This is a genomic window from Pelomonas dachongensis, assembly GCF_043555865.1.
Classification (GTDB): Bacteria; Pseudomonadota; Gammaproteobacteria; order Burkholderiales; family Burkholderiaceae_C; genus Pelomonas; species Pelomonas dachongensis.
Genome location: NZ_JBIGHY010000005.1, coordinates 87,229 through 106,181, shown reverse-complemented (window position 1 = coordinate 106,181; position 18,953 = coordinate 87,229). Strand labels below are relative to the sequence as shown.

4 protein-coding genes are annotated in these 18,953 nt (G+C 70.6%); all 4 read left to right on the top strand.

Going from position 1 to position 18,953, the window contains the following annotated elements; genetic code table 11:
- Positions 1-51 precede the first annotated feature (51 nt).
- A complete protein-coding gene (locus ACG02S_RS14760) occupies positions 52-2,169 on the top strand; it encodes a CHASE2 domain-containing protein (protein WP_394471230.1) in 2,118 nt (705 codons plus the stop codon).
- Between the two features lie 76 nt (positions 2,170-2,245).
- Positions 2,246-4,444 (top strand): ATP-binding protein, encoded by a 2,199-nt coding sequence (locus tag ACG02S_RS14755; RefSeq protein ID WP_394471229.1) that lies wholly within the window; start codon positions 2,246-2,248, stop codon positions 4,442-4,444.
- A gap of 237 nt (positions 4,445-4,681) precedes the next feature.
- The gene (locus ACG02S_RS14750) at positions 4,682-6,379 is read left to right on the top strand and encodes a ShlB/FhaC/HecB family hemolysin secretion/activation protein (protein ID WP_394471228.1); all 1,698 of its coding nucleotides are present in this window, start codon (positions 4,682-4,684) and stop codon (positions 6,377-6,379) included.
- Between the two features lie 57 nt (positions 6,380-6,436).
- Positions 6,437-18,949 (top strand): YDG domain-containing protein, encoded by a 12,513-nt coding sequence (locus ACG02S_RS14745; protein WP_394471227.1) that lies wholly within the window; start codon positions 6,437-6,439, stop codon positions 18,947-18,949.
- Positions 18,950-18,953: the final 4 nt, after the last annotated feature.

The following is an 18,953-nucleotide window of genomic DNA, read 5'->3' as shown; positions in this document are numbered from 1 at the left end:
CCGACATGCCCGGAGTCCCCGCGCTGCGTGCGGCCTGGCCGGGTGAACGCGATGCATCCGGGCACGCTTAGCCCGCGCGCCGCCCGCTGGGGCTGGGCCGTGCCGCTGGTCGCGATGGCAACGTTACTGGTCACGATGTGGGCGGACCCCCCGCTGCTGCGCAGCCTGCGCTATGCGGCGTTCGACCAGTTCCAACAGTGGCATCCCCGGCCGCAAGTCGATGCGCCGGTGCGCATCGTTGATATCGACGACGAGTCGCTGCGCCGGGTCGGGCAGTGGCCGTGGCCGCGAGACCAAGTGGCGCGGCTGGTGCAGGACCTGCAAGCTGCTCAGCCGGCGGTCGTCGCCATGGACATCCTGTTCGCGGAACGCGACCGCAGGTCCACGGCTGCGTCGGCGGATGCAGGCGCGGCCGCGCCGGATGCGCAGATGACCGCAGCATTGGCCCGGGGCCAGGTGGTGCTTGGCTTCGGCATGGCGCCCACGCGCGCGGCCTCGGCGCCCCCGGACCTGCAGGACGACGGGCTGGCGCTGAAGGCAGGCTACCTTGAGATGGGCGGCAATCCCGAGGCGTTCCTGCCCCCGTTCGCGGCGTCCATCGCCAACCTTCCCGAGTTGCAGCAGGCCGCCGCGGGGCAGGGGGCGATGACGTTCATCCCGGATGTCGACGGCGTGGTCCGCACCGTGCCGCTGGTCCTCAGCCTCGACGGCCGGCTCGTGCCATCGCTGAGCGCGGAGGCCTTGCGCGTGGCCGTGGGCGCCAGCCAGTACGTCGTTCGCAGCGCCGGTGACACCGGTGGCGTCGTCGACGTGCACATCGGTCCGCACGTCATCGAGACCGATGCATCAGGCGCGCAGTGGATTCACTACGCACGCCCCGACACCGCGCGCTACATCCCCGCCTGGCGGGTGCTGTCCCACCAACTCTCCGCGGATGAGCTGAAGGGGAAGATCGTCCTCGTCGGTACCTCGGCTCAGGGCCTGATGGACCTGCGGTTCAGCCCGCTGGGCGGCATCATTCCCGGCGTCGAAGTCCATGCCCAGGCGCTGGAGCAGGTGCTGACGGGCCATCGTCTGCGGCGCCCGGGTTGGACGCCGGCGCTCGAGGTGATCGCCACGCTGCTGGGCTGCCTGCTCGTCGGCGGCCTCGCGATGAAGCGCAGGGCCGTCGGGTCTGCAGTCGGCTTCGCGATGCTCTCGGGCACCGTCAGCTTGGCGGCATGGCAGTCATTCCTGTGGGCTGGCTTGCTGATCGACCCGATCACGCCGGTGCTGGGCATGGCGCTGGTGTTCGTGCCGACCACCGTGATGCGCTACCTGCAGAGCGAGCGCAGGCAGCGCCGCATGAAGCATGCCTTCTCGCGCTACATGTCGCCCAACCTCGTCGACTACCTGCTCAGTCACCCGGATGGGCTGGCGCTCGAAAGCCGGCGGCAGCGCTGCAGTTTTGTTTTCACCGACCTTGCAGGCTTCACGCGCCTGATGGAGGGCATGGATGCGGCCACTGCGGTGGGCCTGGTCAACCGATACCTGGATCGCATGATCGCCATCGCCTTCGAGCATGACGGCACCCTGGACCGCATCGTGGGCGACGCCGTGGCCATCATGTTCTCCGCACCCGTCGAGCAGCGGGATCACGAGCTGCGGGCCTTGCGCTGCGCGCTGCAGATGCACGCCTTCTCGCGCCGCTATGTTGAGGAGCTGGCGCGCCAGGGCATCCCGTTTTCGGAGACGCGCATCGGCGTGCATTCCGGAGAGGTCACGGTGGGAAACTTCGGCGGCGATGCGATCTTCGATTACCGGGCCCTCGGTGATGCGGTCAACACCGCCGCGCGGCTGGAGGGCGCCAACAAGCACCTGGGCACGCTGATCTGCGTGTCCGAGGCCACGCTGAGCGCATGCCCCGGCGCGCTCGCACGCCCCATCGGCAGATTGCGCCTCGCAGGCCGCACCGGCTACGTCATGACCTACGAGCCGCAGGCCGACGGGGCAGCGCCGGACGCGGCGTATCAGCAGGCGTATGAGCTCGTGCACAGCCACAGCGAGCTGGCGCTCCCCGCCTTTGAGGCGCTGGCGGCGGACCGGCCGGCCGACCCGCTGGTGCAGCTGCACCTGGCGCGCCTGCGAGCCGGCAAGCGCGGGGAGGACATCGAGTTGCTGGACAAGTAGGCGTGCGACCTCCAGCCTGACCTCTGAAACTGCCACCCTAGAATCCTCCGAACAAAGTCATTCGTTACGAGGCGCGATGCGAATCCGGACCCGGTTGCTGGTGGTGGTGCTGGGTGTCTGGATGGCCGCTGCCGCAGGGTTTGGCCTGCTGACCTGGAACCTGCACAAGCAGAAGACCGAGGCCGACCTGCAGCAGGTCAGGGACTTCGCGGACGGCGTCAGCGCGCTGGTGGAACTGGAATTGGACAAGCGTGCGTTGCTGGCTCGCACGCTGGCCTCGTCCCGCGCGGTGCGTGACGGCGACTTCGCCCGCTTCCACGAAGAGGCCGTCGTGGCGACCGAGGGTACCGGCGACTGGGCATTGCTGGTGGAGCCGCAGTTGCTGCGAGCCAACTCGCTGGCGCCTTTCGCTGCCGAGCCGCTGCCCCGTTCGCTGCCGCAACCGCTCACGCAAGCCGGCACAAGCATCCTGTTCGTGCCCAAGGGCTCGGTGTCGGGCGCACCCGTGGTGACCGTGATGGTGCCCGTGCCGCGCATGACGCCGCAGAGGTACAACGTCGGGGTGTCGTTCGAGCCGTCGAGGTTCCAGCAGCTGTTCATGGGCCCGAACATGCCGTCCGCGGCCGTGACGTCTATCGTCGATCGGCATCAGGTCATCATGGCGCGTTCGCGGGATCCTGAACTCTGGGTTGGCCGGTCGGCTTCTCCCGCGTTCAAGAAGCGCATCGAGGAGGGCGGCGTCGGCTTCGCGACTTCCACCACGCTGGACGGCACGCCCTCCCTGACCTACCTGACACGCCCGAACGCCTACGGCTGGTCGGTGGTGGTCGCAATCCCGCGTGCGCACCTCACCGCTGCGGCCTGGGCGGCATCGACGAAGGCCATGGCGGTGTCGGGCGCGCTGTTGCTGCTGCTGCTGGTCAGCGCCCTGCTGGGCGCGCGGGCCATCACCTCCGCTGTTGATCGCCTGAGCCGCGCGGCGGCCGACCTGGGCTGCAACCGGGTGCCCGAGCCGCTGGCGTCGGGCGTGCGCGAGTTCGACGACGTGGCCCTGGCCTTGCACGAGGCCGGCGTGAAGGCGCAGGAAGCGACCGGCCTGCTGGAGCGCCGGGTCGAGGAGGCGGTGCGGGCCGAGGCCGACGCGCAGGCCCGGCTGCTGCAGGGCCAGAAGCTGGAACTGGTGGGGCGGCTGTCTGCAGGCGTGGCGCATGACTTCAACAACCTGCTGCAGACGATCACCACCGCGCAGCAGTTCCTGAAGGCCCGCGTCGACGGAGAACGGGAACAGCGCATGCTGAGCGCCGCGGCGCGCGCCACGTCAAAGGCGGCGGATCTGGTGAAGCAGATGATGATGCTGGGCCGCGTGCAGGCGCTCGAACCCAGGCCGGTGCACATCGCCGACGCGATCCTGAAAGGGCACGAGCTGACGAGCAAGGCCGTCGGCCCCGGCATTTCGTTGACGGCGGACATCACGCCCGGCCTGCCGCCGGTGTTCGTGGATGCGGCCCAGTTCGACATGGCGTTGCTCAACCTCGTGTTCAACGCGCGGGACGCCATGCCGTCGGGCGGCAGCATCCGGGTGTCGGCGCACGTGCCGTCGCCGCAAGAGCTGGAGGCCGCGCCGCTGCGAGGCGCCGGCTATGTGTGCGTCGCCGTCTCGGACAACGGTGCCGGCATGACGGCCGAGACGCAGACCCAGGCCTTCGAGCCGTTCTTCACCACCAAGCCGGTGGGGGCCGGTACTGGTCTGGGCCTGGCGCAGGTGCATGCGTTCGCAACCCAGTCGGGCGGCAGCATCCAGCTGACCAGCGAGCCCGGGCGGGGCACGCGCGTGTCCATGCTGCTGCCGGTGGCGCCGCAGACGCCGGCTGCGGCGCAGGAGGCCGGCGGCGTGTCACTGCAAGCGTCCAACCCGCGTTCGCTGTCGGTGCTGATGGTGGAAGACGATGCGCTCGTCGTGTCCGTCGTGGCCGCCGCGCTGCGGTCCGTGGGCCATCGCGTGCAGGCCTGCCACAGCGCCGACGAGGCCGTCGAGGTGCTGCGCACGGGCGCCTCGTTCGACGTGCTGTTCTCCGATGTCGTGATGCCCGGGTCCATGAACGGCGTAGAGCTGATTCACTGGGCCCGGCAGCTGCGCCCGGACCTGGCGGCCGTGGTGGCGACGGGCTATGCGGACAACGTCAGCACGCTGTCCGTGCCGGTCATCCGCAAACCCTACGACTTCGACACCCTGCAGCGGGTGCTGGACGAGGTGGTGGCGCTGCAGCCTGGCTGATCCAGCAGGCCGATCGGGCGACCCGATCGACCCGTGAGACGCCGAGATGGCGTGGATTCCGGCCGGTGTTCCGGGCTTCCTTTTTTTGCCCTCATCGAGGGCGCCGTAACGGTGCATTTGTGCACTGGTCTGGGCGTTACAGCCCGGGACCGTTGAGGTAAAACCCGAATGGTTCGTCCTGGTGGCGCTGCCGGTGTGCAGCTGCCGTGGCCGGGACTTCTACCCGGAGAGTTGCGAATGTTGCGAGGCCCCCAATCGCTCAGCCCCCTGGCGGCGAGCCTGTTCTTGGTCCTGGCCTCGATGGCGAACGCGCAGACGCCGCCCACCGGCGAAGACCTGCTGCGCGAAGCGGAGAAGGCCTCTAGCCGCACCCGCCGCGCCGACCTGCCGCCGCCCGCGCAGCCTGCACCGTCCCGGCCCGGCGCCGGTGCGGCGGTGGTGGTGCAGCGGTTCGAGGTGCTGGGCGTGAAGCTATTGGACGCCGCGACCGTGCAGGCCGTGCTGAAGCCGTGGGTGGGCCAGAAATCCGACCTGGTGTCGCTGCAGCGCGCGGCCGATGCCCTCGTGGATGCCTACCGCCGCAGCGGCTATCTGGCCCGTGCCTGGCTGCCTGAGCAGGAGATCCGTGACGGTGTGGTGCTGATCCGCGTCGCCGAAGGGCGACTGTCGGGGCTGCGCATCGAGAACCGCGGGGCGCCGCGCGCGCTGCCGGAGCCGCGCATCCGTGAGTTCATGCTGGCCCGCCAGCGCGAGGGCGAGGCGCTGCGCACCGACGACATCCAGCGCGCTGTGACGCTGCTCAACGAAATGCCCGGCATGCGTGCCGCGTCGGTGCTGGAGCCCGGCGAAAACGACGGCGACAGCCGTATCGTGGTGGCTGTGACCGACGCACCGCTGGTGACCGGCAGCGCGCTGCTCGACAACGCTGGCGCCCGTGCGACCGGCGAGGCGCGCGCAGCGGTGAACCTGGCGCTGAACGGCCCGCTGGCGCGCGGTGACCAGTGGACGCTGGGCACCTTCGCCAGCAAGGGCTCCAAGTACGCCCGCGCCGGCCTGTCACTGCCGGTCGGGAACGACGGCATGCGCGCCTCGGCGCAGGTGTCGGCGCTTCACTACGGCTACGACCTGAATGCGGTGCGCTACGCCGGCAACGCCAGCACCCTGGGCGGCACGCTGAACTACCCGGTGCAGCGCAGTGCCGAGCGCAACCTCAGCCTGCAGGGCACGCTGGAGCGCAAGCGCTTTAAGAACCGCGTGGCCGGCATCGAGCTGAGCCGCAAGCACATCGACCTGCTGACGCTGGGCTTCAACCTCGACCGCCTGGACGACTGGGCCGGCGGTGGCGTGTGGATCGCCTCCGGTCAGCTGGCGGCGGGCCGGCTGGACCTGGGCGGGAACGCCGCCGACCTGGCCAGCGACCAGCTCGCCGGCGGCCCGCAGCGCAACGGTGGCTTCGCGAAGGTCAGCGGCACGCTGACGCGCATGCAGCGCCTGAGCGCACAGCAGACGCTGACAGTCGCCGCGTCGGGCCAGATCGCCAGCAAGAACCTGGATTCGTCCGAGAAGCTGCAGGTGTCCGGCCCTTACGCGGTGCGGGCTTACAGCGTGTCGGAGCCCAGCGTCGACACCGGCGTGCTGCTGACGGCTGACTGGAAGTACAAGTTCTCGGACACCTGGGCAGTGACGGTGTTCCACGACCAGGCCATGGGCTGGCGTGACGAACAGGTCAACGTGGCGACGCTGCAGCCCAACCGACTGCACGTGCGCGGCTCCGGGCTCGAGCTGAACTGGGAGGCGCCCGGCGCTGTGCAGGTGCGCGCCGGTGTGGCCCGCCGCCACGGCGTGAACCCCACGCGCAACCCGGTGACGCTGGCCGATGCCGACGGCACGCGCAAGGAGACGCGGGCGCTGCTGTCCGTGTCCAAGTGGTTCTGAGTCCGCTGACGTTCCAGTCCAGCGGCATTCGATTGAAGATGAATACAGAGGTGTGACATGAAGGCTCGTGGTCCCGGTGCAATGAATCGTGCGTTCAGGCTGGTGTGGAACGACGCGCTGGGCGCGTTCGTGGCCGTCGCCGAGCACGCGGGCGGCCGCGGCAAGGGCCGCTCAGGCTCGTCCAAGGCGGTGGCCGTCGTGGTGCTGGCGGGTGCGGCGCTGTCGGCGTTCGCGCAGCAGGCACCGCCCGCAGCCAACGCGCTGCCGCAGGGCGGCGTCGTCACGCAGGGGCAGGCGCAGATCACGCAGGGCGGCGCGCGGCTGGAGGTGAACCAGACGAGCAACAAGGCCGCCATCAACTGGCAGCGCTTTGACATCGGCGCGCAGGCCGAGGTGCGCATCAACCAGCCCAATGCCGCGTCGGTCGCGCTGAACCGCGTGGTGGGCGCCGACGTGTCGCAGGTGTTCGGCAAGCTGTCGTCCAACGGCCAGGTCGTGTTGGTGAACCCGAACGGCATCGTGTTCGGCAAGGGCGCGCAGGTGGACGTGGGCGGGCTGGTGGCCTCCACGCTGAACCTCGCGGACGAGGACTTCATGGCGGGCCGCCTGCGCTTTACGCGCGGCGCCGTGGCCGGCGCGGTCGTTAACGAGGGCAGCTTGTCGGCCGCCGAAGCGGGTTACGTGGCGATGCTGGCCCCCGAGGTGCGCAACGAGGGTGTCATCAGCGCCCGCCTGGGCACCGTGGCGCTGGCCGGCGGTGACGCCGTCACGCTGAACTTCGACGGTGCGCAGCTGCTGGGCGTCAAGGTAGAACCCAGCGCGTTGAAAACGCTGATCGAGAACCGCCAGGCCATCGTGGCCGACGGCGGTCAGGTCATCCTCGCGGCAGGCGTGGCTCGGCAGCTGCAACAGCAGGCCATCGCCGGCGGCATCAACGCCGCGCAGATGGTGGAGCAGGACGGCGTGGTACGCCTGGTCAGCAACACCGGCAGCATCTCAGCGCAGGGCGGCAGCGTGTCGCTGGGCGGCGGCAATGTCGACCTGGGCGGCAGCATCGCGGCGCGCGACGGCGGGCGCATCACGGTGCAGGGCGACTACGTGGGCCAGTCTGGCGCGCTGGACGTGTCGTCCGCGCACAGCGCCGGCGGCGCGGTGCAGGTACAGGCCGAGACTGTCATCCAGACGGCGCAGGCCAGCATCCGGGCCGACGGCGCGACGCGGGGCGGCAGCATTGCCGTCACCGGCAGCACAGGTGCCGGCAGCGGCTCGACGATCTACAGCTCCGGCAACGTCAGCGCGCAAGCCGCGGCGGGGCAGGGCGGCAGCATCGACTTCACGGCGGCCAGCGTGCAGCTGCGCGCGGCCACGCTGGACGCCAGCGGCAGTGCGCAGGGCGGCCGCGTGCGTGTGGGCGGCGGGTTCCGCGGCGCGGAGGCCGACATCGGCAACGCGACCAACGTGGGCATCAATGCGTCCACCGTGCTGCGTGCGGATGCCAGCGGCATGCGGGGCGACGGCGGGCAGGTGGTCGTCTGGTCCGACGAGAAGACGCTGTTCGCGGGTGCGGTGAGCGCGCGCGGTGGCTCGCAGGCGGGCGCCGGCGGGCAGGCCGAGGTGTCGGGCAAGCAGGACCTGGTGTTCCAGGGCCGGGCCGACCTCAGCAGCCGCGACGGCCGCCCGGGCCAGCTGTTACTGGACCCGCGCAACCTCATCATCGACAACGCCGGCAACTCGCTGGCGGCGCTGGACATGGCCGATCCGACCCCGTCGGGCACCAACGGCTTCGGCGCGTTCACGCAGGTGCTGGGCAATGGCAACGTGGTCATCTCGGCGCCGCTGGCCAATACGGGCGGCACCGCCGGCACGGGCGCGGTATACCTGTTCAACAGCCAGACAGGTGCGCTGCTGTCCAACCTGCGTGGCACGAATGCCGGCGACCAGGCCGGCAGCGGCGGCGTGAAGGTGCTGGGCAACGACAACTACCTGGTGCTGAGCCCCAAGTTCGGCACGGTCAGCGGCGTCAACACGTTCAGCCTGACGATCACCGACCCCTTCAACGTCAGTGCCGCCAGCGCCTATGCCATCCAGACCGGCACCACGGCCTCGGCCGGGGCCATCACCTGGCAGAGCAGCACCGGCAGCGGTAGCAGCGCCGTCGGCAGCGGCAACAGCCTCGTGGGCAGCACGGCCAACACCGACAGCGTCACGCGCTACGGCTATTCCGGCCTGACCGTGACGACCGGCAGCAACCAGACCATCACCGCCAATGACCGGCTGGGCAATGTCACCACCTACAACCAGTGGGGTGACGTGCTGGCCGAGGGCACGACGAACATCGTCGAGCTGACAGACGGCAACGTGGCCATCGCGGCCAGCAACTGGTTCAACGGCCGCGGTGCGGTCGCCTGGATGAACGGCGGCACCGGCGCACTGGCCAACGCAGCGTCGGGCGGCGCGCTGTCGTCCACCACGGCAGTGGTGGGCAGCACCGGCATCCGCAGCCAGGCGCCGACCGACGCCGACGCCGGCAAGCAGGTCTACGTGACCGGCCTGAACGCGTCACTGCCCTACGTCAACAAGAACCTGAGCAACAACAACCTGCGCACGGCGCCCCCGGGCGCGGCGGGCGATGCGGTCGGCAGCACGCTGACCGCGCTGCCTGGCGGCCGCTACGTCATCTCCAGCCCCACCTTCACCAACGGCGCCAGCACCTATGCCGGCGCGGCCACCTACGGCGCCGCGGGCGGCACGGCGGGCGCGGTGTCGGCCAGCAACAGCCTGGTTGGCACGCACAAGTACGACTTCGTCTCCAGCGGCGGCGTGCAGTCGGTCGGCGCGGGCCAGGGCTACGTGGTGGCCAGCCCGTACTGGACGGATGCCGGCAACGCGGCCGTGGACCGGTTCCTGCAGAACAACCCCAACGGCGCCGTCACCTGGGTGGATGCCAGCAGCGGCCATATCTTCGGCACCGCTGCGACGGGCGCCGATGTCGGCGCCGGCAACAGCCTCGTGGGCGGCGCCGGCGACCTGATGGGCAGCCAGGGCAACAGCAGCAGCTCGCCCATCACCACACGTATCTACAACGGCAGCGACACGCAGAGCGCGCGGTCCGTGGCCACCAGTACCGGCGTGAAGGTGTTGAAGAACGGCAACTACCTGGTCGTCGACACCGACTGGAACACCGGGCGTGGCGCGGTCGCCTTCGCGGCCGGCACGGCCGGCGTGGCAGGATCGGTGGGCGCGGGCAATGCGCTGGTTGGCGCGACGTCGGGCGACGGCGTAGGCACCGCCGTGGTGGAGCTTTCGGGTAGCCACTACGTGGTGCTGTCCCCCAGCGCCGACGTGGGCGCGGTGGACGGCGGCGCTGCAAGCTGGGGCTCGGGCACTGCAGGCATCACCGGCGCGCTTTCGACGAGCAACAGCCTCTACGGGACCACCGTCAGCAGCCGTGTCGGTTCGGGCGGCGCCCTGTCTGTGGGCGCGCTGGACGGCAACGGTCTGCGCGCGAACGCCGTCGTGCTCAGCCCCGACTGGGGCAACCGCACCAGCGCCGCCAGCACCGTCTCCTTCGGTGCCGTGACGTGGCTGGACGGCAGCACCGGCTACGCCACCGGTCAGGGCGCCGCAGGCGGCGCCGTGTCGGCCGGCAACAGCTTGGTGGGCAGCAACCCTGGCGACTACGTCGGCAGCTTCCACTACGCCGACAGCCGCAGTGCCACCTCGGCCGGTGATTTCAGCAATCTGTCCAAGGTGACTGGCGACTGGAACGCCGTGCTCAGCAAGACGGTGGACCTGCTTGCCAACGGCGACTTCCTGGTGCGCAGCCCCAGCTGGGACGGCGGCAAGGGCGCCATCACCTGGGGCAGCGGCAGCGCAGGCCTGGCCGGTGCGGTCTCGTCGGGCAACAGCCTGGTGGGCAGCGTCGCCGATGTCATCAGCACCAGCAGCGCGAACGCCACGCGCGGCGGCAAGAGCTTCACCGACACCACCTACCGCCTGACCACGACGGGCGACCACGTCGGCCTGCTGGGCCAGGTACTGGACAACGGCAACTACGTCGCCATCAGCCCGTACTGGAACGGCGGCCGGGGTGCCGTCACCTGGGTGGGCAGCGGCAACCGCACCGGCACGGTGTCGGCCGCCAACAGCCTGGTGGGCAGCACGGGCGACACCTACAGCGACGTCAACCACAGCGCCATCACGGCCACTGGTGACCGGCTGGGCACGCTGCCCAGCACGAACTGGGTGGTGCCCGTCGTCAGCGAGACCACGTCCGGCGGCGACACCTTCACGACCGCCACACTGCGTCCGCTCGGCCCCTATTCGTTCGGCAGCGCCAGCGACGTGAAGACCGGCACGAACTACGGCGGCGGCGCCGACATCGTGCTGGGCAAGAGCTACTCGGCCACCGCGCCGCGCAACGCTGTCTTCGAGGAGGCCTACGACTACCTCTCCACCAACTTCATGCACAACGGTTATCCGATCGTGCAGCAGCTGGGCAATGGCAACGTGCTGGTGGCCAGCCCGGGGTGGAACAACACCGGCGCGGCCATGGCGGGCGCCATCAGCTGGTTGAACGGCAGCACCGGCGCGTTGGCCGGTGGCGGCAGCGGCGGCACGCTGTCTGCGGCCAACAGCCTGGTGGGCAGCCATGCGAGCGACCTGCTCGGCTACCGCCTGCCGCTGGACGGCTTCACGCAACTCACCAACGGCAACTTCGTGCTGCTGAACCCGCAGTGGTGGGACGAGCGCGGCGCGGTCACCTGGGGCAGCGGCACCGCCGGCATCACCGGCGTGGTGGGCGGTAGCAACAGCCTGGTGGGCACGACCGGCTCTGCCGGTTTCAGCTTCAGCGTGCCAAACGATTCCGTCTACCAGATCGTGCGCGGCGACGTGCTGGTGAGCGACTGGACGATCCGCCGGTCCGACAACGCCGGCGACCGCGTGGGCGCCGGTGGCGTCATCGCGCTGGCGGACGGTAACGCCGCCATCGGCTCGCCGCTGTGGCAGCAGGCCACGCCGTGGGACCAGGTCAGCGCGCCTGCGTCGCTGGGCGCGGTCACCTGGCTGAACGGCAGCAACGGCCAGCTGCGCACCGGCGCGGCCGGCGGCAGCATCAGCAGCAGCAACAGCCTCGTGGGCACGCAGGCCGGTGACGCCATCGGCTACAACAGTTGGATCGACCCGGGCACTGGCCAGCACTACCTGCTGTCCGGCATCACGGCGCTGGACGGCGGGCGGCACGTCATCGCGAGCCCCTGGTGGAGCAACGGCGCGACGAGCGGCGTCGGCGCGGTCTCGTTCGCACCGGCCGGCGGCATTGCTGGCACGGTGACGGCGGCCAACAGTCTGGTGGGCGCGACGGCGGGCGACCATGTCGGCCGCACCTTGTCCAGCTACGACGCCTACACCTACGGCGCCGTCATCGACTCCGGCGTCGTCGTGCTGCGCAGCGGCGGGACCACCAGCTACATGGTGCGCTCGGTCGACTGGACCAGCTCCTACGGCGATGGCAGCGGCACACCCGCGGCCGGCGCCGGCGCGGCCACCTGGGTTAACGCGACCAATGGCCACGCCTACGGCGAGACGGGTGTCGGCGCGGTCGTTTCCGATGCGAACAGCCTGACCGGCAGCAGCGCGGGTGATGCGGTCGGCGGCCAGAGCATCACGCTCAAACGCAACGTCAGCGGCAACCTCGTCGCCACCGGCGACCTGCTGCTGCTGAGCAACCTGGCCTATTGCGGCGTCGACGGCGTGGGCGCCGTGACGCTGTTCTCCGGCGCGCACGGCGCGGCCGGCCCGGTGAGCTGGCGCAACAGCCTCATCGGCGCGGCTTCGGTGGCCGACGGGCTGGCCACCACCGGCTTTGACGGCTACAGCTTCCTCACCGACGTGCGCGCCACGGTGCTGCCCGCTGCCGTGACGAGCGCGGAGCAGGTCGCGTGGCGCCCGCTGGTCTGGGTCGCCCCCAACACCGTGTCCGGCAGCAACGCCAGCCGCGCCTACGGGCTGACGCTGGTGGCTGACAACAGCGCCACGCCCACTACCGTCGACCAGGTCAACGGCAGCGGCGGCAACAGCAACTGGGGCGGCAGCCTCTTCGCCGGCACCACCGGCGGCCTGAACGCCGTGGGCTTCAGCGGCGGCACGCTGGGCTTCTCGGCCAACACCGGCGCGGACGTGGTCATCACGCCCGCCACGCTGGCCGCGCTGCTCAACGCCGGCACCAGCGTCACGCTGCAGGCTAGCAACGACATCACCGTGCTGCGCGACATCGTTGTTTCGGCCATTGGCACCGGCGGCAACCTGACGCTGGAAGCCGGCCGCTCCGTGCACCTGCGCGCCAACATCGACACCGATGGTGGCAACTTCACCGCCATCGCCAACCAGAGCGTGGCCAACGGCGTGGTCGACAACGACTGCAGCACCTGCACCGCCATCATCAGCCAGGCGGCCGGCACGTCCGTGCACGTCGGCGGCGGCCAACTGATCCTGGACCTGCGCAACAGCACGGACAAGACCAGCAACGACGCCGGCACCGTTCGCCTGTCCGACCTCAGCGGCCTGTTCGTCCAGGTCAAGAACAACGGCGTCGACGGCAGCAGCCTGGGCCGCGGCATCCGCTTCAACAGCGGCGCGCATCTGGGCGGCGGCGTCACCAACCGCATCGAGCTGTACGCCGGCGGCCACAGCGCCGTCGGTGGCGGGCTGGTGCTGGCATCTGACACCCAGCTCAGCGGCTCCGGCACGCTGCAGGTCTCTGCGGCCGACCTCGCGGCCGGCATGACACTGGGTGCGGCCAGCGGCACGGGCATGTCGATGACGACGGCCGAGATCGGCGCCGTCATCCACCAGAGCTCGGGCTTCGACAGGGTGCTGCTCGGCAGTGACAGCCAGGGCGGCGCCATGGTGGTCAATTCGCTGGACTTCACGCAGGCGCCGATGCTGCGCGGCGCCAGCACGCTGGATGCCACCGTGCAGATCACCGGCGGCAACGGCGGCATGAACGTCAACGGCGTGCTGAAGTCCGGCGCGGCCACCGGCCGTGCACTGGAGTTCTACGTCTACGACGGCACGATTGCGCTCGGTGGTGCTTCGGCCGTGACGGCCAGCACCGGCGACCTGCTCTTCAACCTCGAATCCGCACAGCTCACCCAAGCGTCGGGCAGCACGATCAACGCCGCGCGCCTGCGCTTCGGCCTCGACGGCACCGCCACGCTGACCGCCGGCACCAACACCGTGGGCAACGTCGCCGGCAGCCTGGGCAGTCTCGACCTCAAGACCTCCGGCAGCACGGCGGTGGACAGCAGCGGCCTGACCGCTAACAACGGCCTCACGCTGCACGCCAGCGGCGCCAGCGCCGACCTCACGGTGGATGGCACCGTCACTGCCAACAACGGCAACCTCGTGCTGGCCGCCGGTCGCAACTTCATCAACAACAAGGCTGCGAACACCGGCCTGAGCGCGCCCAACGGCCGCTACCTTGTTTACTCCACCACGCCCGCCGGCACCACCGAGGGCATGACCGGCTACAGCAAGCACTACGCGCAGGCCTACACCGCCGGTGCCACGCCGGGCTACGCGGCCAGTGGCAGCTGGTTCCTCTACAGCACGACGCCCACGCTGACCGTCTCGGTCGGCGCGGGTTCCACCATCGACTACGGCACCGTGGGCGCCGTTCCGGGCGTCAACATCGCCGGCTTCATCGACGGCGACACGCAGGGCTCAGCCACCACCGGTGCGTTGAACTTCTCCACCAGCAGCTACACGCCGTCAGGCGCTGGCTTCATTCCGGCCGGCACCTATACCGTGAACCTGACCGGGCAGGGCACGTTCGCGGCCAATCTGGGCTACCAGGTCAACGTCACCACGGGCAGCAGCAACTTCGTCGTCAACCCGAAGGCGATCAGCGTCACCGGCCTGAGCGCCGCCAGCAAGGTCTACGACGGCACCACCGCCACTTTCGTCACCGGCACGGGCGCCATCGCCTCCGGCGGCGCGACGGTCAACGACGGCAAGGCGCTGACCGGCGATACGGTGTCGCTGTCCGGCACCGGCAGCGGCGCGTTCGCGGACCGCCATGCCGGCACGGGCAAGTCGGTCACGCTGTCGGGCCTGACGCTCGGCGGTGCCGACGCCGGCAACTACACGATCAGCGCTGGCTCGGTCACGGCCGACATCACGCCCAAGGCGCTGAACGTCGGCGGCCTGGCGGTCGCGGCCAGCAAGGTCTACGACGGCGGCACCGCCGCCACGCCCACCGGCACCGCGGGGTTGCTGGCCGGCCAGATGGCAGGCAGCGGCAGCACGGCCGACGGCACGCCGTACACGCTGGACACGATCTCGCTTACGGGCATCGCCACCGCGACCTACAACAGCAGCCAGGTGCTGCAGGCTGCGCAGGTGCAGTTCGGCGGCTTGACGCTGAGCGGCGCGCAGGCGGGCAACTACACGCTGAGCTTCGGCACGCAGGCCGCCGCGATCACGCCCAAGGCGCTGACCGTGACCGGCACGACCGTGGCCAGCCGCATCTACGACGGCAGCCTGACGGCCGCACTCAGCGGGGGCGCGCTGCAGGGCGTTGTCGGCGGCGACACCGTCACGTTGACGCAGGCCGGCAGCTTCACCGACCGGCACGTCGGCACCGCTAAGACGGTCACCGCGTCCGACAGCATCGGCGGCGCGAGTGCCAGCAACTACACGGTCACGCAGCCCACGGGCCTGACGGCCGACATCACGCCCAAGGCGCTGACGGTCGCCGGCAGCAGCGTGGCCGGCAAGGTCTACGACGGCGGCGTCATGGCGGTCATCACGGGCGGCAGCCTGGTGGGCCTGGTGGGCGGCGACTCGGTCACGCTGACCGAGTCCGGCCACTTCGCCGACAAGAACGCAGGCACGGCCAAGGGCGTGACGGTGACCGACACGCTGGGCGGCGGCGACGCCGGCAACTACACCGTGACGCAGCCCACGGGCCTGACGGCTGACATCACGCCCAAGAGCCTCAGCGTCACCGGCAGCGTCGCGGCCAGTAAGGTCTACGACGGCGGTACGACGGCCGCTATCAGCGGCGGCAGCCTGCAAGGCCTGCTGGGCGGTGACACCGTGACGCTGACGCAGGCGGGCACGTTCGCCGACAGGAACGCCGGCCTGGGCAAGACCGTGACCCTCGCCAACACGCTCGGCGGTGGCGACGCGGGCAACTACAGCTTGTCGCAGCCTGCCACGCTGACAGCCGACATCACGCCCAAGGCCCTCACCGTGACCGGCACCACCGTCACGGGCAAGGTCTACGACGGCACGACGAGCGCCACGCTCAGCGGCGGCAGCCTGCAAGGCCTGATCGGCGGCGACGCCGTGACGCTGGCCGAGAGCGGCTACTACGCCGACAAGCACGTCGGCGCGACGAAGGCCGTGACGGCCACCAGCTCCCTGGGCGGCGGCGACGCCGGCAACTACGCGCTGACGCAGCCGACCGGGCTGAGCGGCGCCGTGACGCCGAAGAGCATCACCGTCACCGGCACGACCGTGGTCGACAAGGTCTACGACGGCACCACCGCCGCCACGCTGACAGGTGGCAGCCTGCAAGGCCTGGTTGGCGGCGACAGCGTCACGCTGGCGCAGTCCGGCGTGTTCGACGACAAGAACGCCGGCACGGCCAAGACCGTCACCGCGACCGACAGCCTCGGCGGCGGCGACGCCGTCAACTACGTGCTGACGTCGTCGGGCACGCTGACCGGCAGCGTCACGCCGAAGGCGCTCACCATCACCGGCACGACCGTGGCGGACAAGGTCTACGACGGCAGCACCATCGCGGCCCTGATGGGCGGCATGCTGCAGGGCCTGGTGGGCGGCGACGCCGTCACGCTGGCCCAGTCCGGCCACTTCGCCGACAAGAACGCTGGCCTGGCCAAGTCGGTCACCGCGACCGGCACGCTCGGCGGCGCCGACGCGGGCAACTACAGCGTCACGCAGCCCGCTGGCCTGAGCGCTGCCGTCACGCCCAAGGCCGTTACGGTCACGGGCACGACGGTGGTCGACAAGGTCTACGACGGCAGCACCGCAGCGGCACTGACCGGCGGGGTGCTGCAAGGCCTCGTCGGCGGCGACACCGTGACGCTGACGCAGGCCGGCCATTTCGCCGACAAGAACGCCGGTACGGCTAAGGCCGTGACCGCGGCGGACGTGCTGGGCGGCGCCGATGCCGGCAACTACAGCATCACGCAGCCCACGAACCTCAGCGGCACCGTGACGCCCAAGGCCGTGACGGTGACGGGCACCACCGTCGCCGACAAGACTTACGACGGCGGCACCAGCGCCGCGCTCCGCGGCGGCACGGTCGACGGCCTGGTGGCGGGCGATGCGGTGACGCTGACCGAGGCAGGGCAGTTCGCCGACAAGAACGCGGGGGCGGCCAAGGCCGTCGTCACGACAAGCACGCTGGGCGGCACCGATGCCGGCAACTACAGCCTCACGCAGGCCACCGGCCTGACCGGCTTCGTGGCGGCAAAGGTGGTCACGATCACCGGCACCACGGTGGCCGACAAGGTCTACGACGGCACGACCGCCGCCACGCTGACCGGCGGCAGCGTCGTCGGTCTCGTGGGCGGCGACGCGGTGACGCTGGTGCAGGCCGGCAACTTCGCCGACCGCCATGCCGGCGCCACCAAGGCCGTCATCGCCGCGAACACGCTCGCCGGTACGGATGCCGGCAACTACAGCGTGCAGCAGCCCACCGGCCTGAGCGCCAGCGTCGGCTCGCGCAGCGTGACCATCACCGGCACCGTCAGTGCCGCCAAGGTCTACGACGGCACCACTGTGGCCACGCTCAGCGGTGGCAACGTCGTCGGCCTCGTGGGCGGCGACACGGTCACGCTGACGCAGACCGGGCAGTTTGCCGACAAGAACGTCGGCACCGGCAAGGCCATCACCGTCACCGGCACGCTGGGCGGTGCATCGGCCGGCGACTACAGCATCAGCCCCACCACCGGCCTGACGGCGGACATCACGCCGCGTGCGCTGACGCTGGCCGGCCTGCAGGCGCAGGACAAGGTCTACGACGGCACGCTGGCCGCGCAGATCGGCACCCAGGGCCTGGAGTGGCAGGGTCGGGTGGCGGGCGACCAGGTGCTGCTGAACAGCGTTACCGGCAGCTTTGCCGACAGGAACGCGGGCATGGGCAAGGTGGTGGCCGTGGTCGCGTCGCTGGGCGGCGCGGACCTGGGCAACTACCTGGTCAGCGTGCAGCCGCAGTCCAGCGCGGCCATCACGCCGCGCGGCCTCACCGTGACGGCCGACGACCAGCGCAAGATCTACGGCGACGCCGATCCCGCGCTGAGCTACCGCCTCGGTGGCCAGGGCCTCGTGGCCGGCGACACCGCGGCGGGCAGTGTGTCCGGGCAACTCGCCACCGACACCGGCGCGGCGGCGACAGCGGGCAGCCATGCCATCACGCTGGGCACGCTCAGCGTCGATGCGAATTACCGCATCACGCAGTTCGTGCCGGCCACGCTGAGCGTCGACAAGGCAGCGCTGACGCTGGCGTTCGACCCGCAGACCAAGGTTTATGGCGCCGCGGAGCCGGCGCCTACGTGGCGCGTGAATGCGGCCCAGCTGAAGTACGGCGACACCGCCGGCGTGGTGCAGGTGGCCGGCGTCTCGACCGCCACCGGCGCGCAGGCCACGGCCGGCACCCACGCCATCACCGGCCAGGCCACGTCGGCCAACTACGCAGTCACCGTGGCGCAGGGCGTGCTGACCGTGACCCAGGCACCGCTGACGGTGACGGCCGACGACAAGACCAAGACCGCCGGCGAACAGGATCCGGTACTGACCTGGTCACTCGACCCCAGCCAGCTGCGCTACCAGGACACCGCCACGGTGGTGCAGGGCGCCAGCCTCAGCGCGCCCACCGGCGCGGGCACGCCGCCGGGCAGCTACGCCATACAGATCAACGGTGCCAGCGCGCAGAACTACGCGCTGACGCTGGTCGACGGCGTGCTGACCGTGAAGCCGTCTCCGGCCGTCAAGTCCGAGAACCTGGAGACACAGCTGAACCTGATTCCAGTTACCGCGCTGCCCTACGCGACCCTGACGCAGCCGGTGCTGAACGCGCCGTTGCCGCCGGCGGGTAGTGCCACGGCCATCGGCCCGGCGGGCTCGCTGACCGTGCTGGGCGGCGGCGTGGCCGCGCCGGACTTGCCGGCCCCCGCTGCACCAGTGCAGCTTGCTGCGACAACAGGACGGGCGTTGGATGTCAGCGCGCCAGCGGCGGCCGTGGCCGCGCGCCTGGTCGTGCTGCAGCCGGTGCTGCAACTGCCCGTCGGCGATCTGCGCAGCGGCATCGCGACAGACCGGCTGTTCAGCCCGCCGGCCGGCACGCAGGTGACGTACAGCGCGCGGCTCGCGGATGGCAGCGCGCTGCCCGGCTGGCTGCGCTTCGACCCGCAGAGCGGCCGTCTCGAAGGCACGCCGCCTCGTGGCATGAACGCCAACCTGATCGTGGAAGTGCTGGCGCAGACGTCCGACGGCCAGTCAGCCTCCGCGCGCATCAGCGTGGGGCGCGGCAACTGAGGCC